We start from the raw sequence: 18,524 nt of genomic DNA on the forward strand, positions 1-18,524 counted from the left end.
AATAAAAAATGACACGCATAAATTGAAGTAATAGTAGATGACACCATAACGCCTAATGCTCTCTAAGTAAAGGATGTATATTGGTATATAAAAACAGCAAGCCCCAATCAGTAATTGATTGGGGCTTGCTGTTTTAGATCTATTTGTCTTGAGCTTACGCCATATCGAGTAGACCCAATACGATGAATACAATACCCACGATGGCAATAATACCACCCAGGACACCGAAAATGCCGCTGATGAAGGACAGCAAGCTCACTAGCAAACCAACCAGCACCAGAATAATACCCGTGCGAATGTTACCATCGAGGCGGTTGGTTTCAGCAGTTTCGCTCTTCTGCTTCACTTGCATTTTGCTGGCTACCTTATTGGCTTGCTTGGCTACCTTATTCACCAATGCTTTCTGCATCAGGTTCAACTTAGGTGCTTTAGCGGGTTTGGCGGCGGGTGCGGGCTGAACTACTGGTGCTGGCACAACTGCTACAGCGGGGGCAGATGCAACTACGGGAGTTTCAGTAGCTACGGATGCTGCTTCAGGTGCAGTAGCAATGGCTGTAGGAGCTTCAGCTGCTGGCTTGGGTGCCGTTACGGTATACTGCATGCCGTGGTAAGCCGACGTTTTGGGCAACATGGCGTACTCAGCGCGGTTGCAGCTTGTGAGAGCAGTAGCAGTTACCAGCAAGGTAACAAAGCCACGTTGCAGAGAGAGAAGGTGTTTTTTCATACAAAAAAAGGTAAAATGAATATCGCCCTATACGAATAAAGTCTCACCAAGGGTGAATTTCCAGCAGATTTTAAATTCTGATAGCGAGGCAGAGATGTACGACTGGCGGCCGTTTGCCAGGCGAAACTGCTTCTTCTCACGGGTGGTCGTATATATTTTTTCTACTTGCTATCGTTAGGTCATTACTGTCGTAGTTGGTTTAGGCACAGATATGAAGCGTGTAGTATGCCCTAAAGAGAAGACAACTGCTGAGCTCTCATGGGTAGTAAATCGGCCTTTTCAGCGTAATTCAAGTAATACATTGCCTCTGCAGAACGCTTCTCAACTGCCAGTCGTTTTGGAGGCTATTCCCACCAATTTATTTGACTTTATGTCTTTATCTGCTCTTCCTACACGGTGGTTGCTGCCTATGTGCGGCAGTGTTCTTCTGTTGGGTGCCTGCACGCAGCTGCCCACTGAAAGCGTCAATACCACGAGCCTGACTGCGGAACGTCATACCTTGGTGGCACCCGACACTACGGGCTACGAGTTTCGGCCAGCCGCCGACCCCAATGGCATCAGTAAATATTACCAAGGCCGGCAGATTGCCCACGTAATGGGTCACGAGGGCGCTGACTGGCTGGAGCGCCCCGACCGCAACCAGGAGGAAGGCACGGATATTTTACTGCGGGAGCTACAACTAAAGCCTACCGACGTGGTGGCTGACCTAGGGGCCGGTACGGGCTACTTTACTTTTCGAATGGCGCCACTGGTGCCGCAGGGAAAAGTGCTGGCTGTGGATATTCAGCCCGAAATGCTGGCTGCTATTCAACAAAACAAAGCCAAGCAACACGTTACCAACGTGGAAGCTGTGAAAGGCACCACGCAAAATCCCAATCTCCCCGCTAATCAGGTTGATCTGGTGCTGCTTGTGGATGCCTACCACGAGTTCGACTATCCACGTGAGATGATGCGTGCCGTCCGCGCCTCGCTTACTCCAACGGGTAGGGTGGCTTTAGTGGAGTACCGTGCCGAGGACCCAAGCGTGCCCATCAAGCGCTTACATAAGCTCAGCATCGACCAGGCCCGTAAGGAGATGGCAGCAGTAGGTCTAGAGTTTGTAGAAAGCGTGGAAGCGTTGCCTCAGCAACATTTAATGTTTTTTAGAAGAGCGAAATAGTTGATGCGCAAGCCACTATAGCTGCATGCACAGCGCTTGAGTGGTAGTAGCCATTTGCATAGCATTGCTCGTAGTCACCTGATTGCAGACCTTTGCAGGATGTCCGCTGTCCCTACCCCTGATCCACGCCAGCTTTCCATTCAGGATTTCACCTATCAGCTGCCACCGGAGCGTATTGCGCCGGAGCCCCTCGCGCACCGCGACCAGTCGTGCCTGCTGGTGTACCGCCAGGGCAACATCACTGACCAACGCTTTCACGCCCTACCCGCCGAATTGCCTGCCGATTCGCTGTTGGTCTTCAATGATACCAAGGTAGTGCGAGCCCGCCTGTTTGCGCACAAGCTCACAGGTGGGGTGGTCGAGCTGTTTTGTCTGGAGCCAGTAGCTCCGCACCGCGCCATTGAGCCCGCCATGCAGCAAACCGGCAGTTGCGTCTGGAAATGCTTAGTAGGCAACGGCAAACGCTGGAAATCCGGACCAGTACAGGTGGAATTTCAGGTAGATGGCGAAACGGCGGTGCTTACGGCCGAGCGGCAGGAGGTAGCAGAGGGCTACTCGTTGATTGCTTTTCGCTGGGAGCCCCCTACCCTACCCTTCGCCGAGGTGTTGCGCGCGGCCGGCCATTTGCCGCTGCCGCCCTACCTTAATCGCGCCGATACGGACCTCGATGCCGTGCGCTACCAGACGGTGTATGCTGCCCACGAAGGGGCCGTGGCGGCCCCCACTGCCGGCCTGCATTTCTCCGATGCAGTGCTGGCTGAGCTGGATGCGCGCGGCATTCAGCGGGCCACCGTAACGCTGCATGTGGGCGCGGGCACCTTCCAGCCGGTGAAGGCCGATCACATGGCCGACCATCCCATGCACGCCGAGCCTATCAGTGTGGAGCGCGACTTTCTCCACCAGCTGCTTGCGCACGCGCCGCGGCCGGTTATTGCGGTGGGCACCACTAGCTTGCGCACCTTAGAAAGCTTGTTCTGGCTGGGTGCGCAGCTGGTGCGCCAGCCTGAGGCGGCTTCGGCGGCGTTGCACCTCACGCAGTGGGAGCCGTATCAGCCCGTGCCTACCCCTACCCTAGAAGAAACCGTGCGCGCCCTGCTCGCCTACCTAGACCAGCACCAGACCGATACCCTGCACGCTACTACACAGCTGCTGATTGCACCGGGCTATACGTTCCGGTTGGTACAAGGTCTTATCACCAATTTTCATCAGCCAGAAAGTACCCTGCTACTTCTGGTAGCTGCCCTGCTGGGTCCCGACTGGCGACGCGTCTACGAACATGCCCTAGCCCACGACTACCGTTTCCTGAGCTACGGCGACAGTTCGCTGCTGCTGCCGAATGCCTGAGCTAGCCGTGTAGTAGTGGGAAGATTGCACGCAAAAGGCAACCATTTTCGCACGAATCGTATAGAGAGGAGACATCTTTTTTTCCCTCTGACATCATGAAAAAGTTTCTTTTGCTCATAGCTACCGTGGCCCTTTCATCGGCCGCTTTTGCCCAGACTACCACGCAAACCACTACTACTGAAGACCGCTCTAAAGCTGGTGAAGTAATTCACGACGCGAAGGAAGGCGTAGAAACCGGTGCCAAAAAAACCGGTCATGTCGTGAAGAAGGGAGCCAAGGCAACGGGTAATGCTGTGGAAACCGGCGCTGAAGCTACCGGCGACTTCGCCAAAAAAGCTGCTCGCAAGACCAAGCATGGCGTAAAAAAAGGCGCTAAGGCAACGGGTAATGCTGTAGAAACCGGTGCTGAAGCTACCGGTGATTTCACTAAAAAAGCTGCTCGCAAGACCAAGCGTGGCGTGAAAAAAGGCGCCAATGCGGTAGGTAATAAAGCCGAAGAAGTATTTTAATTGCTTCCGTGCTTACAAGAAAGCGCAGCTAAATAAAAAGAGCCCCACCAACTATTTGGTGGGGCTCTTTTCTGCTTTTTGATTACCTCTTTATTGTCCAACCAGGAAAACGGCGTTGCTGAATAGTAGCTTGCCACCTTGCCAGAAAGCCCGGAACAGTGGGTTGTCAGCCATGTACACCACTTGACCCCTACCCATCTCCTGGGTGCCTAGCACAAAGGTATCAACCAGCTGACGGCGAGCCTGCACGCCCGTGAAACCAGCCGCATAGCTGTTTTTCTTGAGCACACCCACATTCCAGCCCCCATCGCTCAGAAAACGGTAGTTGAGCGGGTTGCGAACAAGGGCGAAGTACGAAGAACCGTAGCCAAAAGCTAGCGGATGCGTGTTGTCGAGCTGCACGCGGTAGACGCTACCTTGCACCTGTTCCTGCAATTGCGTGCGCTCGGCATCGGCATAGCGACGGAGCTGTTGGTAGGGGTCGCTTTTTTTTGTGGCGGCGCTGTCAGCAGGCTTTGTTTTCAGGAGGAAATCTTTCTTATCAGCTAAAAAACGGGCGGCTCCTTCTAAGGCAATCAGTTTGCCGCCGGCGCGCACCCAGGTTTTCAGCGCTTCCAAGCCATGGTCAGAATACACATCGGAGTAGTTGCCATCGGGCAGAATTAGCACGTCGAATTTCTGCAGGGGCACGCTGTTGATGTAGCTGGTACCTAGCACCGTGAGAGGGTAGTGAATTTGCTGCTCGAAGAAATGCCACACCTCTCCAAAGGCACCGGAGCTTACACCTTCGCCAGCCAGCACGCCCACAGTAGGCTGACCTACATAACGCACCGAGCTGGAACCCAAGTCGCTGCCAGTGGTAGAAAAGCCAGTTTGCACAGCCTGCACGGCCACGCCCGCCGAATCGGCTTGCGCCCGTACCACTTGGTCGAGCTTGGGGCCCATGGATTCGTTGCCGGCTCGGGTAATTACCAGCGTGCCAGGCGCATATTGTTGGCCGGCCGCCTCGAAAGCTTTTTCGGCTACCCGCACCTTCACCTTGGCTTGCAGCAGTTGACTCAGAAACTGCACGTCGTGCTGGTTGGTCCAGCGACTGAGGTAGGCGTAGGGCTTATCTGTTGTAGGTTCTGAAGTACCGGTTGCGCGTTGCGGAATTTTCTGCTCTGGCGACTTGGAACTCACCTCTGACAACTGACTTTTCAAAGCGTACCCTTTCAAGCCAAATGAGTAGGGCAAAGCCCAAGCTGTAATATCATACGTGAGTGAGTCCTCCAACGCTGGCTGAGGCTCAAACAGCACTTTCACTAGTGTCGATTTGGGCTGATACATGCTGATAACCACATCCCGCGGCTGCACTTCCATCACTTCTTCCTTACCCGTATCGTAGCTGTAGCCGCGCACACGCGCCCGGCGGCTGGCGTAGCCATATTGTATTTGCTGGCGCTCTAAGTACTCCGTGAGGGCGCGAAGTTGAGCAGGGTCGGAGGAGCCAGTCATCACGAAGGTTTTGTACACACCGCGGGGCTTGGTGCGACCGTCCGTAAAGTACTGCTGAAACTCACTGAGCAGCTTATCATGACGCTCGGCCGCAGCCTGAATGGTAGCGCGGCTGGCCGCGTGGTGGTGGCTGATGCGCTGCGTGAGCGTGAGCGTATCGCCCTCGGCGCGGGCGATGCGCACGCCCGCCCTACCCGAACCGCCCTGCTCGTAGGTCATGCCAATAGCGCCGTTGAAGCTCGGCCACGTGTCGCCATAGGTAGGTGCAAACAGGTCGTACACCTCGCGGGTGAAGTAGAGCCAGTTGTTTTTATCGAACACCTGGCGGTTGTAGTCGCCAATGGCATCCTGCATCTGCCGCTGCCACTTAGTAATATCTTCGTGAAACGGCTTAGCCGCCGGCGAGAAGTAGTAGGGATTGTCGACGCCCATCTCGTGAAAATCGGCGTGCACCTGTGGTAGCCATTGCGTGTAGAGCGCAATGCGTTGGCGGCTTTCCTGCTGGGTTTGCCAGGCCCAGTCGCGGTTCAGGTCGAAGTAATAGTGGTTCGGGCGGCCGCCGGGCCACGGCTCTCGGTGCTCCCAGGCGTAGGGCGATGCGTTGGCGGGTTGTCCGGCCACGCGGTTGTACCAATCTACGTATCGGTCGTGGCCGTCGGGGTTCACGCAGGGGTCAACCAACACTACCGTATTTTGCAGCCACTGCTGCATCTGCTGGTCCTGCGGGTTGGCCAAGTCGTAGAGCACCTGCATCACCGCCTCCGACGACACTGCCTCGTTGCCATGCACGTTGTAGCTCAGCCATACAATACCCGGCTGGGCAGCGTCGGTTGCGCCCTCGGCCAAACCAGCCCGGCGCAGATTACTCTGCCGGATAGCATCCAGGCGTTGTAGATTGGCTGTTGAAGCCACCTGCACCACTTCCAGCGGACGATGCTCGTAGGTGCTACCGTATTGTTGCAAGCGCATCCCATTGGGCGTATGCGCTACCACATGCGCTACATAGCGCAACATCTGCGCGTGAGGCGTGAAGCGTGAGCCCAGTGGATATCCTAGGAACTGCGAGGGTGTGAGTAATGGCCCCTCGGCCGGTGCAGCAGGCAGTTGAGCGTAGCTGGCAACGCTGGTTAGCAACAGAAAACCCAGCATCCAGCTAAGCGGTGAAGAGAAGAATTTCGTCATTGAAAGAGTGTAGGTAGGCGGGTAAAGTGGTTCGCAGAATCGAATATAGCGTTGGCGGCACTCTTTCGGTATCAAGCCTCCAAATAGCCTTGCTTTATACAAGCAAACAAGCCGATTTCTTACCCTTGTAGCGGGGTAGAATCGGCTTGCTTATAGCTTTAGGCCTTACGTACTCGTTCGGCTATACCGAGTGGGTACGTAACCTAAGCTTGTGTTGTACAGAGGGAAATATCAGCTATTCAACGAACATAGCTGGTGCAATACTGTCAACCGTTACAGCCGAGGGGCCTTTCTCGCGAATCTCGTAGAGTGCATTTTCCATAATGCCCCGCCCCAGCAGGCTTAGTCCCGCGTTGAATACCCCCAGTGCTAACGTACCAGCACCTACCCATTGCGCGGTAGGAGCTTCATCGTCTTTCATTTTAGCGGCCCATTGTATCAGGCAGTTGCCGAAACCAACTACCAGTAATCCGGCTGGCGCGAAAAGCAACCATTTCTGTTTGTGCGTCATGTGCGTAGGATGTGTAAGTGTACTAAAAGCCAGCCGCTATTGCATAACACAGGCAACCTGTTGCGGCCAGCAACCTAGTAGCAATCGTATCTTTGGGCATTGGGGTTACATGTCCGCGCCGTTTTGGCAACTACCTGTTCAGCTTCATTCTTTGTTTAATCTCCACCCTCTCTATGAGTGCTACCACCTACGACCAGCTTCTGCACCAGGCCTTCCCCGACCCTGCCGATGCCACCCGCTACCTCAGCAAGCCTACCTTAGCCGCCTACCAGGACCTGGAGCGTGCCAGTCGGCCCGAGCTTTCCTTCGGCTTCGAGCGGGTGCGTCTAGCCGTGGCCATGGCCCTGATGAAGCTGCTGGCCGACCTAGGCGACCACGCAGACTGCCGTGCCGTGCTGGACCTAATGCACCGCGCCCTACGCGCCGGCTCCACCAAAGAAATCGACGCTATTATCACCAAAGAAGGCAAACTGTTCGACCGGCTCTACTCCAACCTCTACGTGAATGAGCAGGGCGAACAACTGCTCAACCTCTTCAGCGACACGCTGGAAGTGGATTCTATTGCCGGCATGGACGAGCTGATGAAGGAGGCACTGAAACTAGCCCAGGAGCTGGATTTCTCGCAGGACGATGAAGGGGAGGGAGAAGGTGAATAATTAAAAATTACTGAATAGAAAAGAGGCCGTTGCAACTCATGCAACGGCCTCTTTTCTATTCATAGTAATCCTATATGTTTAGTAGCTAGGATTCTGTACCAATAATGGATTCACGTTGATTTCCCGTTGCGGGATTGGCAATACCAAGCGCGGGTTATCACTTGCAACTGTAATAGTAGCGCCGGTACTAGCATTTATGTAGACAATACTGGTGCCCGTTCGTTTTAAATCGTGCAAACGAACACCTTCAAAAGCGAGTTCGAGCTGCCGCTCACGCAGAATATCTTCTGCGGTGATGGTAGTCAGTGGAGTAGCTTTTGAGCGCGCGCGAACAATATTCACATCAGCAAGTGCCGCAGACTCATCACCAGCATAGAAGGCAGCTTCTGCCCGAATTAAGTACATCTCAGCCAGTCGTATAACGGGGATATTCTGACCATATGCTACCCACTTGCCGGAGCGCAACAAACTATCTGCTCGCGTTGGACCAGTCCCGTAATAGATGAGCTTACGAGTTAAGTTGAACGTCTGCTGATCAGTGCCTCGCTCGTCGCTATCTTCGTACTGTGCTGCAAATCCCTCTAGAACACGTACGTCTCCTCTACCTAACTGATCTATGTTCGCGTAGAGAGTTGCTAGACCATTGTTAGCTGTACCCGCATTATTCTGATCGTTTTGCTGAATCTCAAAGAGTGATTCAGCTGAATTGCGGTTTCTAAATACGGCTACTAGAGTAGGCGAAAGCGCTTTGCCACTGTTGTCGATTACATCGTCGGCCTGTGCGCCGGCCGCAGCCGGGTTGCCTTGCTGCAAGTACACCCGCGCTAGCAATGCCTTGGCTGTGTAGCTAGAAGCCCGAAACCCATTGTCTTCTGGCAACAGCGTAATGGCAGCTTGTAAGTCAGTTATTACTTGCGCATACACTTCTGCTACTGTAGCGCGTGGCAGATCGGTAGCCGCTTCCTCTTGCGTTTGATTAGCCGTAAGACTGATTGGCACTCCCAGATCGGAAGCAGCAGTACTTGCATTATACTGTTTGCCGTATAGGCGTACTAACTCAAACAACATGTCTGCTCGCACAAAGCGTGCTTCACCTTCATACTGCGCCTTTAGCTGCTGGCTTTCTACCACGCCTAAGGCATTGATTATCAGATTAGCTTGGTTGATGGCCTGGTACGCACCGCGCCAAGTAGACTCTGCTAGTCCATTCAGATTGGTTGTCGTACGATTCAATAGGTCGCGGTAGGTGGTGAAAGAACCCTGCCATGCCACGACACCGTTACCGCCTAGGATATCCGGTATTAGAATCAACTGCGTTCCGTACAGGCTCGGATCATCAAACTTGGCGTACAAGCCCAATACAGCGCTGCCTACCTTCGACTCAGAATTAAGGGCAGTGGCGGCATCTACAGATTGCGGTGGCTCCAGATCGAGCTGCTTCTCGCAGGAGCTTAGTGTAAAAGCTATGCCTAATGTTAAGGCTATAACTGAACGTGATAATATCGTTTTCATTCCTTGAAAGACTACAGTGATTAAAAGCCCACATTCACACCTATCAGCAGCGTTTTAGCTAGCGGTGGGGTGTAGAAATCATGGCCTAGTATGTAATTGGCTCCACCGAATGTGGCCGTATTCACCTCTGGGTCATACCCATCATAATTGGTGATAGTGAATAAATTCTGTGCCGACACGTAGATGCGAGCCGTCCGAGCAAATCCTTTGTTCATCAGATACTCTGGGAAGGTGTAGCCTAGCGTGAAGTTCTTACCACGCAGAAACGAACCACCTGTTACCCAACGTGATGACACTTGCGTGCCGTTTGGCTCATACAAACGTGCTTGGGGAACGTTCGTCACGTCGCCAGGATTCTGCCAGCGCCGCAATTGGTCAATTGTTTGGTTGTCGAAGTAGTTAGCATTCACAGATTGATACACGCCAGCCGTGTTGTATATGTCGTTGCCATACACAAACTGACCTAACAGGCTAAAATCGAATCCTTTCCACGTAACGGAGCTTGTGATACCGCCTGTGAACTTTGGATTAGGATTGCCCAGCTTTTGCTGCGATGCCTGCGAGTAAACATTAGTCGTCGTTCCTTCCGATGTATAATATAATGCATCGCCATTATCTGGGTCTACCCCGGCGTATTTCACACCCCAGAATACCCCAATAGGTTGACCCTCGCGAACCTGTGCTAACGTGTTGCCACCTGCAATGATGGGTTCTACCAGATCCGTGATTTCATTGCGGTTGAACGAGATGTTACCACCCACGTTCCATTTCACCTCTTTGTCAATCACCAAGCCATTCAGGGCAATTTCCAAACCGCGGTTACGTAGGTTACCTACGTTTTCTGTTATCACCGAATAGCCATTGATGTAAGGCAATTGGCGATTGAGCAGCAAATCGCGCGTGTCCTTCTGATACACGTCTATCTCACCCGAAATACGGTTGTTCAGGAAACCAAACTCCAAGCCTACATCTATCTGGCCTGTTGTTTCCCACGACAGATTAGGGTTGCCAACCGCAGTGCCAGGTTGAATGCCTGCTTGGTCGGCATAGAAAATAGCCGAGAAGAGGCGCCGAGAAGCGTAGTTACCGATTTCGGCATTACCTGTGATACCGTAACTGGCACGCAGCTTCAAGAAGTTTACAACGGAATTGTCTTGCAGGAAGCTCTCCTCCGTAATCAACCAGCCTACTGAGCCTGCTCCAAAAGTGCCGTAGCGATTATTGTTACCAAAGCGAGAGGAACCGTCGCGCCGTACACTACCTGACAACAGATATTTATTCCGGAAGGAATAGTTGAGACGGCCGAAATAAGAAATAAAAGAGAAGTCGTTTGCCGACGAAACGCTACCAGCAGTTTTAATAGCGGCGCTAGCTACCTTCTGAAATTCGGCATTCGGGAAGCCTCGGCCTTCGGCTGAGGTCTGCTGCGTGTTCGATTTTTGGAAGGAAAAACCAACCAGTGCTTCTATACTATGATCCTCATTAAGGACCTTGTTATACGTTGCCGTATTGTTGGTAGTATAGTTTACCACCTGCACTTGGTTGCTGTAACCGTAGCCTGAGTTGCCCCCGTCCTGCGTGCCTGCGGCCCGGTACAATTCTTCGTTTAGGTTAAGGAAGTCAGCGCCCGTTTCAGTCCGAAGCGACAAGCCTTTCACTGGCTGATACGTCAAGTAAGCGGTGCTGAAAGAACGATAGGTACCAGCAGTGTTACGACCGTACTCTAGGTCCTGCAAGTTGTTATAATACAACGTAGCCGGATTCAGAAGATTCGTCACCGGATCATACTTGGGCTGTATAGGTGGCAGAGCGTTCAACTGAATGGGGTTGGAGAAGGCATTATCTTCTGGCACCCGATTATTGTACGACCGAGTTAACGACAAATTCAACCCAACTTTTAGTTTATCACTGATGCTATGATCCAGATTTAAACGAGCACTACCCCGACGGTAGCGGTTTGAGATGATGATACCTCGCTGGTCGTTATAAGTAGCACTCAAATAAAAGCGCGTCTTTGCATCGCCACCACTTACGTTGAAATCGTACTGCGACACCCTACCACGTTGTAGACCGGCATTTACCCAGTTTTCATCATAGGGGGAGTTATAGTCCAACCCGTTTTCAGCAAATGCATCGGCCGGATTACGATATCCCACGTTGGTGGCAGCTTCCGCGAACAGCTCCTTATATTGAGCAGCGTTCAGGAACTTACGTTTGTGAGTAGCAGTGCTGGTGCCCACATAATAGCCCACATTCACCTTTGTCTGCCCTTCGCGTCCCTTCTTTGTGGTTACCAGTATAACACCATTAGACGCACGCGAACCATAAATGGCGGATGCCGAAGCATCTTTCAAAATGGTAATCGATTCAATATCATTCGGGTTCAGATCAGCTAAGGGGTTCAGCGGCTCCGTGTCCGAGCTAACGTCCTGCGAGGTTACCGGAATACCGTCGATTACATACAGCGGCTGGTTGGAAGCCGTTACCGACGAAGAACCACGCACCCGAATTTGCGGACCCGCGCCCAGCTTACCCGACGTTTGGTTGATGGTAACGCCCGGCGTGCGGCCTTGGATGGCCTGCTCAAAGCTCACTACCGGCGTGTTCTCTACGTCTTTGGCCGTCAGTTGCGTTACGGCACCAGTCAAGTCAGCCTTGGTTTGGCTGCCGTAGCCTACTACCACCGCCTCGCTCAGCAACGTTTCGTTGTTGCTCAAGGTCACGTTGATGATGGACTGGGTACCCACGGGTATCGTTTGGCCGATATAGCCGATAGAGGTGAACACCAAGGTAGCATTGGGTTGCACAGTAAGGGTGTAGTTGCCTTCACCACCAGTGCTGACGCCGTTGGTTGTACCTTGCTCTAGCACAGTAACGCCTGGTATACCAGCGCCATCCGGTCCTATTACACGGCCACTCACGGCGCGTGTCTGTGCCCAGGCTGCTGTCGTCAGCAACAAGGCCCATACCAGAGTTAGTATAATTTTCTGTCTCATGCAGTGTCCCTAAGGGTTAGTTAAATAAAATGTACATCAACGCGACAGCACACCACCAGCTATGCTGTCGTTACAAAAGCTTTGCGTTTGAATCCCTGTTGCGCTCTGATGAAGTGGGGTAGCATCACGTACTCTGCACATCAGTTACTCAGTTGCGCAGAGCATATTCTCCTGTATTCTTTTCTTTCGCTGAATTATGAATTCAGCACTTTCCTCTACTGCTAATATAGCGGCAAGGGGGCAGAGTAATGGGGCGGGGAATACAAATCTATAAGTCAAAAATTATTTTTTATACTTTCAGCTGATTTCCGCCACTATATAATTGTTGCAAATCGTTCAGAGCATAATACAAGCACTTTTTAAATCAAGCACTTACTTCGCCAGACGACTATTTAGCTAATCACAATTCTCGGAAAGTTCTTTCTTCTTTTTAGCTGATCTACTTGAAGGTATTTCACAATTTACTGACTTTGCCAGCTGTGCTTCCTACCTTTACCCGGTAGCCTTTTGCGCTACAGTTGGTGTCTATTGCGCTAGTTTAGCTTACCCGATGTCCCCCATTCACTATCTCACTACGGCCGCCGAGGTGCAACAATGCGCCGCCGCCCTTCACAACCAGCCTCGCATTGCCATCGACTTGGAGTTTGACGACATGCGCCACCGCTACGGCCGCAATCTGGCGCTGATTCAGCTGTTTGATGGCCGCACCGTCTACCTCATCGACCCGCTGCCACTTACCAATCCTGCGCACGAGCTAGAACCGATTTGGGTGCTGTTGCGCGACCCGGCCGTAGAAAAGGTGTTTCACAGCTGTAAGTCGGATATTCTGCTGCTTGATGAGCTATACGGCGTGCATGTGCGCCACATCACCGACACCAGCGTACAGTACACGCTACTCGCCGAGGCAGATAACAATATTTCCCTGGGCCGATTGATTCAGAGCGAGTTGGGCATTGAGGTGGACAAGGGTGAGCAAAAGTCGAACTGGTTGAAGCGGCCGCTCACAGAAGCTCAGAAGCAGTATGCTGCCAACGATGTGCTGTACCTGTTCGAGCTGGCTGACCGCCTACGCGACAAGCTGGCAGCGCTAGACCGCACACATTGGGCCGATGAGGAAAACGCAGCGCTAGAAGACGTACGCTACACCCGCGACGAGCGGCCCTACCTACGCATGGCCGGCAAATACCGCATCCTGCCGCCCGAAATGCCCCTATTTCGCGACCTATATATGCTACGCGACCAGGTAGCCCGGCAAATTGATCGGCCACCTTACATGGTATTTGCCAACGACCGCCTCGCCGAGCTGGCCCGTGATACGCCCCGCACGCTGGAGGAATGGAAAGCCGCCCGAGGCTTACACCCCGAGCTGAAGCGCACGCCCTACCTCGACCAACTGGCCGGCTTCCTACCCGACGTATTTGTGCCAGTGCCTGAGCCAACCCTACCACCCGAGCAGCGGCGCTTCCCGTTTCGGCGGCGTTTGAGTGGGGAGAAAGCCGCCCGCGCCGATGCCCGCGAGCAGTTGCTATTACAGTTAAAAACGTTCATTACGGAGGATATCAACGGCTACGTAGCAAACCTTGTGCTCTCAAACCGGCTGATATCGGACATCATTGAGCAAGGCGCTGAACAGGCGCTCCGTCCGTGGCAACAGGCCATTCTGCGCGATACGGCGGTGCAACATCAGCTGTCATACGACAGCATTGCTACCCCTTTTCAATAAGCATCTCGGCAGCCAAAGCACATCAAGAGTCTCTGGCCGTTTCCTACAAAGCCCGGTTCGCGCCGGGCTTTTTTGTGCTTTATCTTTGTATTGATGACAGAAACTTCTGCTTCTGCCCGTTTGCGCTGGTGGGTAGTGTTGGCATTACTTAGCGTTGTACTGGTGTTAGGGTTAACTGGTAGCTACGCGTGGTGGCGGGTGTGGCGTAAGCCCAATGTGGTGGTTTCGCCGCTGGGACCGGCCTACCTCTATATCCGTACGGGGGCGCCTTTTGAGGCGGTACTGGATACGCTGCGGCGGCAGGAGTTGCTGCACGAGCCTGCCACGTTTGCTTGGCTGGCCCAACGGCGCGGCTACCCAGCCCAAATCCGCCCCGGCCGCTACCGACTCGATTTTGGTCTTGGCAACGATGCTTTGCTCGACAAGCTTCTACGAGGAGAGCAAGACACTGTTGGTTTTCAGCTGAACGCCTTCAAGTACAAACCCCAGCTAGTTCGGCAAATAGCGCGGCAACTAGAGACTGATTCCGTAGCGCTCCGGCAACTATTGCAGGATAATGAGCTGCTACAGCGACAGTATCAGCTTGATACTACCACTGTGCTAACCCTGTTTTTACCCGGCCCTTATCGGCTGGTTTGGAATACCTCGGCGCAGCAGTTTATGGACTCGGCAGCGGCTACGCACCGGCAGTTCTGGACCGCCCAACGGCGTCAGCAGGCCGACTCGCTGGGCCTGTCGCCTACCCAGGTACACGTGCTGGCCAGTATTGTGCAGCGCGAAACCGCCATGCCCCAGGACAAACCCATTATTGCTGGGGTGTACCTCAACCGCCTGCGCCGCCGCATGCGTCTGCAAGCCGACCCTACCCTACTTTGGGCCATCGGCAACTTTGGAGTGAAGCGGGTGCTGAATAAGGATAAGCTGGTCGATTCACCTTACAATACCTACAAGCACGCGGGCCTGCCGCCCGGCCCCATTACCTCCGCCAACCGCCAGAGCCTGGATGCCGTGCTGCGCCCTGCCGCGCACCAATACCTCTTTTTCTGCGCCCGCCCCGACCGAAGCGGCTATTCCGATTTCGCCGAAACCTTCGCGGAGCATAAAAAGAATGCTCGCCGCTACCAGCACACGCTGGATAGCCTGAAGATTATACGATAAAAGAACACATGTATCAAGGGCTGCCCTCGCTCGGATCTGCCGAATGAGGCCTACGCTTGAATAGCTGCGCCCCGAATCTAGCCGCGCCGCCTGTAAAACTAACCCAACTTTAAGCAGACGCACGTAGCAAAGATGCTTGAGTATAGTTCTGACTTGGAACAGCCAAGCGAGGACGTATATCGTGTCACTGGTTCAATTCAAATACAGCCAGTTGTACCGTGTCTTGGGCGGCGGCTTGTTGGCGGCGCATTGTTTCGGGGTAGTCAATACCGCTGAACTCGGAGTGCTCCAGAAAGAGTAGTGGTGCTGTGAGCAATGGTTCGCGCCATGTGGCCAACGGCCGCTGACGCCGCAACGAATCGAAGTGCGCAATACCTGTGACGCGCCAATAAGCATCGAGCACTACGTACTGGTAGTGGCGTTTACGCATGGTAGGCAGTTGCTTTTCGTCTGTGATACTCTTTAGGGAATCGGGGGCAAGGTAGGGCGCCAAGGAAAGCCCCACGGTGCTCACGGTTTTGTGGCTGTGGTGTGCTTGGAGCCATTGCGCTACTGCTGGGTAATTGGTACCAGTGTAAGCATAGATTTCTTGCTGAATATGGATCATGTTACCCAACACCGCCACGCCTACAACCACCGTTAGCCAACCCAGGCGCTGTCGTAGTACATGACGTAGCACCAAGAAGCCCAACGCTGCAAAAAGTCCGTAGGCGAATAGCAGGCCTCGCGGGGCTTTCAGCAGCAGCGAAAAGCCACCAAGAAAGCAGTACGACCACACAGCAAGGTAGAAAACTGCATTAGGGCGCTGCCAGCCAGCGCGCAGCACTCGCCAAAATATCAGCGGGAAAGCCAGCAGCCCCAGCCACTGCACCGGCGACTCAAACGCCACGAGATAGTGCGGGTAGTATAGCAAATCGAGGCGAAAGTTGCTGGCCCGACCCGCCGCGTTACTGGCCGACGGAAACAGAATACCGTAGTATGTAGCAGGCCAACGCCACCACTGTAGGCCACCTACCCAGCCCACTAGCCCCAACACCAGGTAGGGCGCCGACAGCACCAGCAGCACACGGCCGGCGTTGCTTGGTTGACGCAACAGCCCATCAGCGGCTCGCCATTCCAGTACAAGCAGAATGGGTAGGCAGAACAAGAATTTATAGTTGAAGCACAGCCCCAGCGCTAACCATGCGGTAGCTGTTAGTAGGGTGCGGCGAGAAGGGCGTTGTATCCGTTGGTAGTACGCATGTAGCAGGCCTGCGAAGGTGAGCAGCATCACCGAGTTCATGGTGAAGTCGCGGGCGGCAAAGGTGAGGAAGGTACTGGTACCGATGAGCAGCGTGAGCAACGCCGTTTCGGGCGGGCGCAGCCGCACCATGTAGCCCACCACGGCAGCCAGCGTGCCTACCGCCACCGTCGACAACAGAACATTCAGATACAAATACCAGTGAAAATTGGACTGGAGCGCCGCCAAGGGCGCGAAGAGCAGGTAGAAGCCGGGGCTGGCGTGGTAGAACAGATGGCGCAAGTCGCCACGGACCAGTTCCTGCACAATCTGCCAGTTGCGCACCGAGTCGTAGTCGGGCAGCGCCATACCGGCCAGGCCGGGCAAACGCACAGCGGCTACCAGCACCCACGCGGGCAGTAGCCACGCCAGCGTGGCTGTTCGGGATGGATTTTCGTATTTCGCGGGAGTAAAATCAGCCATGCCGAGAGTGGGTACTCCGCGAAGTACGACATCTGCCGGCACATCATTCCTTGTTTACCCTGCTTATGCGCGTTGTAGTACAGCGGGTCCGTGAGGCTCGCGTAACCGTAGAAGGTCGCCTGACTGGCGAGATTGGCCCCGGCCTACTGGTGCTGGCAGGCTTTGCTCCCACCGACTCGGCCCCTACCCTGGACTGGATGGCCCGCAAGCTGATCCAGCTCCGTATTTTCGCCGACGACGAAGGCAAGATGAACCGCTCGGTGCAGGATGTGAGCGGGCAAGTGCTGGTTGTCAGCCAGTTTACGCTGCTGGCCGATGCCAGCAAAGGCACACGCCCCAGCTACGTGGGTGCTGCGCCGCCGGCCGTGGCCGTGCCGCTCTACGAGCAGTTTGTGCAGCTACTTACTACCCTGCTGGGCCAGCCCGTGCCTACCGGCGAGTTCGGCGCCGATATGCAGGTAGCGCTGGTGAACGACGGGCCGGTGACGATTGTGCTGGAACGGTGAGATAGTGAAGTTGACGTTCTAACGTCGAGGTTTGCGCAACTTGCATCATTAGAAGGTCAAACCCACCATTTCACAACTTCACCAACTCACCAATCATGACTATCGAAGAAGCCCAGCAAACCGTAGATCAGTGGATTCAAACTACTGGTGTCCGTTACTTTAATGAGCTAACCAACATGGCCATGCTGACGGAAGAGGTAGGCGAAGTAGCCCGCATCATTGCCCGGCAATACGGCGAGCAGTCGTTTAAAGAATCCGATAAGGACAAAGTGCTGGCCGATGAGTTGGCTGATGTATTGTTCGTGGTTATCTGTCTGGCCAACCAAACAGGCGTCAATCTAACCGAAGCGTTGCAACGCAATCTGGCTAAGAAAACGCAGCGGGATGCTACTCGTCATAAGGAAAATGAGAAGTTGAAATAGAGTTGTGAATGAAAAAGACGCGTGTCATCCTGAGCAGAGCGAAGGACCTTCTCACGCGTGAACGATGGACGCAACAACGACTCGTTTTGGCGTGAGAAGGTCCTTCGCTTTGCTCAGGATGACAGACGTTTTCAATACCTCACAACTTCACAATTTTTCCTTCCCGCCACACCGGTACCAAGTTATATTCATCTTGGCGCACGCAGAATTCCATGTCTTTGTGAGCTTCGAGGCGGTTGAGGCGGCGCACGTGCGCTGATTTCAGGAGGTAGGCGGCTACGTCGGGGCTGGCTTTTTCCCAAAGGTCGAGGGCGGCCAGGGTCGCGTCAGAACTGGTTACGTCGAAGTCTGGGGCGAGGAGGGCGGCCAGGGCACCGCCGAACAGCGTGTCTTCGAGACAAAAATGACCTTTCCAGCCGGCGCATACCACGATTACATCCCTACCCTGCTGGCGTAGAAAATCGGCCACGGCTCCCAGGTTCAGGAAAGCCCCTACCACTACCTCATCGGCCGCGCGCGACAGGTGCATGGCGCGGGTGCCGTTGGTGGTGGTGATGGCCACGTTACGGCCTTGCACCGGCACTGCCCCATCAAGGTAGCCGAAGGGCGAGTTGCCAAGATCTACCCCTTCTGCCTGCACACCGTCGCGCTCGGCAGCAGTCAGGTAGTTATCGGCGGCCAGCGCCCGGCACTCCGCCAGCGTCTCAACTGGCACCAAATGCGCAACGCCCTGCGCCAGCGCCGTAACGATGCTCGAGGTAGCACGCAAAATATCTACCACCACGGCTATACGCCCACGTAAATCGTAGAGTGGCAGCAGGTCAGGCGAAAAACAAATATCCAGAGTCGGCATAGGAATAAGCACCTTGCAGGCGCCCAATAGTCGTGAAGGCAGTATAAAAACAACAGGGGTAGGGATGCCG

15 protein-coding genes are annotated in these 18,524 nt (G+C 54.1%); 8 read left to right on the plus strand and 7 right to left on the minus strand.

The features are described 5' to 3' along the window. Positions 1-154: 154 nt before the first annotated feature. Entirely contained in the window at positions 155-724 is a 570-nt protein-coding gene (locus F1C16_RS12755) for a hypothetical protein (protein WP_185281026.1), read from the minus strand. Positions 725-1,094: 370 nt separating this feature from the next. Between F1C16_RS12755 and F1C16_RS12760 the strand changes: the two genes are divergently transcribed. The 3 genes from F1C16_RS12760 to F1C16_RS12770 all read left to right on the plus strand — a co-directional run bounded on the left by F1C16_RS12760 (position 1,095) and on the right by F1C16_RS12770 (position 3,736). Beyond that, positions 1,095-1,883 (plus strand): class I SAM-dependent methyltransferase, encoded by a 789-nt coding sequence (locus tag F1C16_RS12760; RefSeq protein ID WP_246601687.1) that lies wholly within the window; start codon positions 1,095-1,097, stop codon positions 1,881-1,883. A 99-nt stretch (positions 1,884-1,982) separates the two neighbouring features. Beyond that, a complete protein-coding gene (locus tag F1C16_RS12765; RefSeq protein ID WP_185281027.1) occupies positions 1,983-3,227 on the plus strand; it encodes an S-adenosylmethionine:tRNA ribosyltransferase-isomerase in 1,245 nt (414 codons plus the stop codon). 95 nt (positions 3,228-3,322) lie between these two features. Beyond that, positions 3,323-3,736: a hypothetical protein gene (locus F1C16_RS12770; protein ID WP_185281028.1), complete on the plus strand. Its 414-nt coding sequence runs from the start codon at positions 3,323-3,325 to the stop codon at positions 3,734-3,736. A gap of 90 nt (positions 3,737-3,826) precedes the next feature. Here the strand turns inward: F1C16_RS12770 and F1C16_RS12775 are convergent, their stop codons facing one another. Then, the gene (locus tag F1C16_RS12775) at positions 3,827-6,415 is read right to left on the minus strand and encodes a M14 family zinc carboxypeptidase (RefSeq protein WP_258048900.1); all 2,589 of its coding nucleotides are present in this window, start codon (positions 6,413-6,415) and stop codon (positions 3,827-3,829) included. A gap of 235 nt (positions 6,416-6,650) precedes the next feature. Continuing rightward, positions 6,651-6,926: a hypothetical protein gene (locus F1C16_RS12780; protein ID WP_185281029.1), complete on the minus strand. Its 276-nt coding sequence runs from the start codon at positions 6,924-6,926 to the stop codon at positions 6,651-6,653. Between the two features lie 173 nt (positions 6,927-7,099). Between F1C16_RS12780 and F1C16_RS12785 the strand changes: the two genes are divergently transcribed. Beyond that, on the plus strand, positions 7,100-7,582 hold the full coding sequence (locus F1C16_RS12785; protein WP_185281030.1) for a hypothetical protein: 483 nt from the start codon (positions 7,100-7,102) through the stop codon (positions 7,580-7,582). A gap of 78 nt (positions 7,583-7,660) precedes the next feature. Here F1C16_RS12785 and F1C16_RS12790 read toward each other — a convergent pair whose 3' ends face one another. Beyond that, positions 7,661-9,094: a RagB/SusD family nutrient uptake outer membrane protein gene (locus F1C16_RS12790; protein WP_185281031.1), complete on the minus strand. Its 1,434-nt coding sequence runs from the start codon at positions 9,092-9,094 to the stop codon at positions 7,661-7,663. A gap of 20 nt (positions 9,095-9,114) precedes the next feature. Further along, a complete protein-coding gene (locus F1C16_RS12795; protein ID WP_185281032.1) occupies positions 9,115-12,090 on the minus strand; it encodes a TonB-dependent receptor in 2,976 nt (991 codons plus the stop codon). 550 nt (positions 12,091-12,640) lie between these two features. Between F1C16_RS12795 and F1C16_RS12800 the strand changes: the two genes are divergently transcribed. Together F1C16_RS12800 and mltG are read left to right on the plus strand one after the other, a co-directional pair. Further along, positions 12,641-13,813 carry an HRDC domain-containing protein gene (locus F1C16_RS12800; RefSeq protein WP_185281033.1) on the plus strand — a complete coding sequence of 391 codons (1,173 nt, stop codon included), beginning with the start codon at positions 12,641-12,643 and terminating at the stop codon, positions 13,811-13,813. A 93-nt stretch (positions 13,814-13,906) separates the two neighbouring features. Then, positions 13,907-14,971: an endolytic transglycosylase MltG gene (mltG, locus tag F1C16_RS12805; RefSeq protein WP_185281034.1), complete on the plus strand. Its 1,065-nt coding sequence runs from the start codon at positions 13,907-13,909 to the stop codon at positions 14,969-14,971. A 184-nt stretch (positions 14,972-15,155) separates the two neighbouring features. On the opposite strand, the gene F1C16_RS12810 is transcribed toward mltG, so the two are convergent. Continuing rightward, positions 15,156-16,673: a glycosyltransferase family 39 protein gene (locus tag F1C16_RS12810; RefSeq protein ID WP_185281035.1), complete on the minus strand. Its 1,518-nt coding sequence runs from the start codon at positions 16,671-16,673 to the stop codon at positions 15,156-15,158. 65 nt (positions 16,674-16,738) lie between these two features. Here F1C16_RS12810 and dtd point away from each other — a divergent pair, with 65 nt between their 5' ends. Beyond that, a complete protein-coding gene (gene dtd / locus F1C16_RS12815; RefSeq protein ID WP_185281036.1) occupies positions 16,739-17,179 on the plus strand; it encodes a D-aminoacyl-tRNA deacylase in 441 nt (146 codons plus the stop codon). 95 nt (positions 17,180-17,274) lie between these two features. Then, positions 17,275-17,601 carry a nucleotide pyrophosphohydrolase gene (locus F1C16_RS12820; protein WP_185281037.1) on the plus strand — a complete coding sequence of 109 codons (327 nt, stop codon included), beginning with the start codon at positions 17,275-17,277 and terminating at the stop codon, positions 17,599-17,601. A 139-nt stretch (positions 17,602-17,740) separates the two neighbouring features. On the opposite strand, the gene F1C16_RS12825 is transcribed toward F1C16_RS12820, so the two are convergent. Beyond that, entirely contained in the window at positions 17,741-18,454 is a 714-nt protein-coding gene (locus F1C16_RS12825) for a 2-phosphosulfolactate phosphatase (protein WP_185281038.1), read from the minus strand. Between the last annotated feature and the right edge of the window lie 70 nt (positions 18,455-18,524).

The sequence above is a fragment of the Hymenobacter sp. NBH84 genome (genome assembly GCF_014217645.1).
GTDB lineage: Bacteria > Bacteroidota > Bacteroidia > Cytophagales > Hymenobacteraceae > Hymenobacter > Hymenobacter profundi.

Bases quoted from the DNA above. Each gene is read 5' to 3' on its own strand.
- F1C16_RS12755 (WP_185281026.1), bottom strand. From the start codon at position 724: ATGAAAAAACACCTTCTCTCTCTGCAACGTGGCTTTGTTACCTTGCTG.
- F1C16_RS12760 (WP_246601687.1), top strand. From the start codon at position 1,095: ATGTCTTTATCTGCTCTTCCTACACGGTGGTTGCTGCCTATGTGCGGC.
- F1C16_RS12765 (WP_185281027.1), top strand. From the start codon at position 1,983: ATGTCCGCTGTCCCTACCCCTGATCCACGCCAGCTTTCCATTCAGGAT.
- F1C16_RS12770 (WP_185281028.1), top strand. From the start codon at position 3,323: ATGAAAAAGTTTCTTTTGCTCATAGCTACCGTGGCCCTTTCATCGGCC.
- F1C16_RS12775 (WP_258048900.1), bottom strand. From the start codon at position 6,415: ATGACGAAATTCTTCTCTTCACCGCTTAGCTGGATGCTGGGTTTTCTG.
- F1C16_RS12780 (WP_185281029.1), bottom strand. From the start codon at position 6,926: ATGACGCACAAACAGAAATGGTTGCTTTTCGCGCCAGCCGGATTACTG.
- F1C16_RS12785 (WP_185281030.1), top strand. From the start codon at position 7,100: ATGAGTGCTACCACCTACGACCAGCTTCTGCACCAGGCCTTCCCCGAC.
- F1C16_RS12790 (WP_185281031.1), bottom strand. From the start codon at position 9,094: ATGAAAACGATATTATCACGTTCAGTTATAGCCTTAACATTAGGCATA.
- F1C16_RS12795 (WP_185281032.1), bottom strand. From the start codon at position 12,090: ATGAGACAGAAAATTATACTAACTCTGGTATGGGCCTTGTTGCTGACG.
- F1C16_RS12800 (WP_185281033.1), top strand. From the start codon at position 12,641: ATGTCCCCCATTCACTATCTCACTACGGCCGCCGAGGTGCAACAATGC.
- mltG (WP_185281034.1), top strand. From the start codon at position 13,907: ATGACAGAAACTTCTGCTTCTGCCCGTTTGCGCTGGTGGGTAGTGTTG.
- F1C16_RS12810 (WP_185281035.1), bottom strand. From the start codon at position 16,673: ATGGCTGATTTTACTCCCGCGAAATACGAAAATCCATCCCGAACAGCC.
- dtd (WP_185281036.1), top strand. From the start codon at position 16,739: ATGCGCGTTGTAGTACAGCGGGTCCGTGAGGCTCGCGTAACCGTAGAA.
- F1C16_RS12820 (WP_185281037.1), top strand. From the start codon at position 17,275: ATGACTATCGAAGAAGCCCAGCAAACCGTAGATCAGTGGATTCAAACT.
- F1C16_RS12825 (WP_185281038.1), bottom strand. From the start codon at position 18,454: ATGCCGACTCTGGATATTTGTTTTTCGCCTGACCTGCTGCCACTCTAC.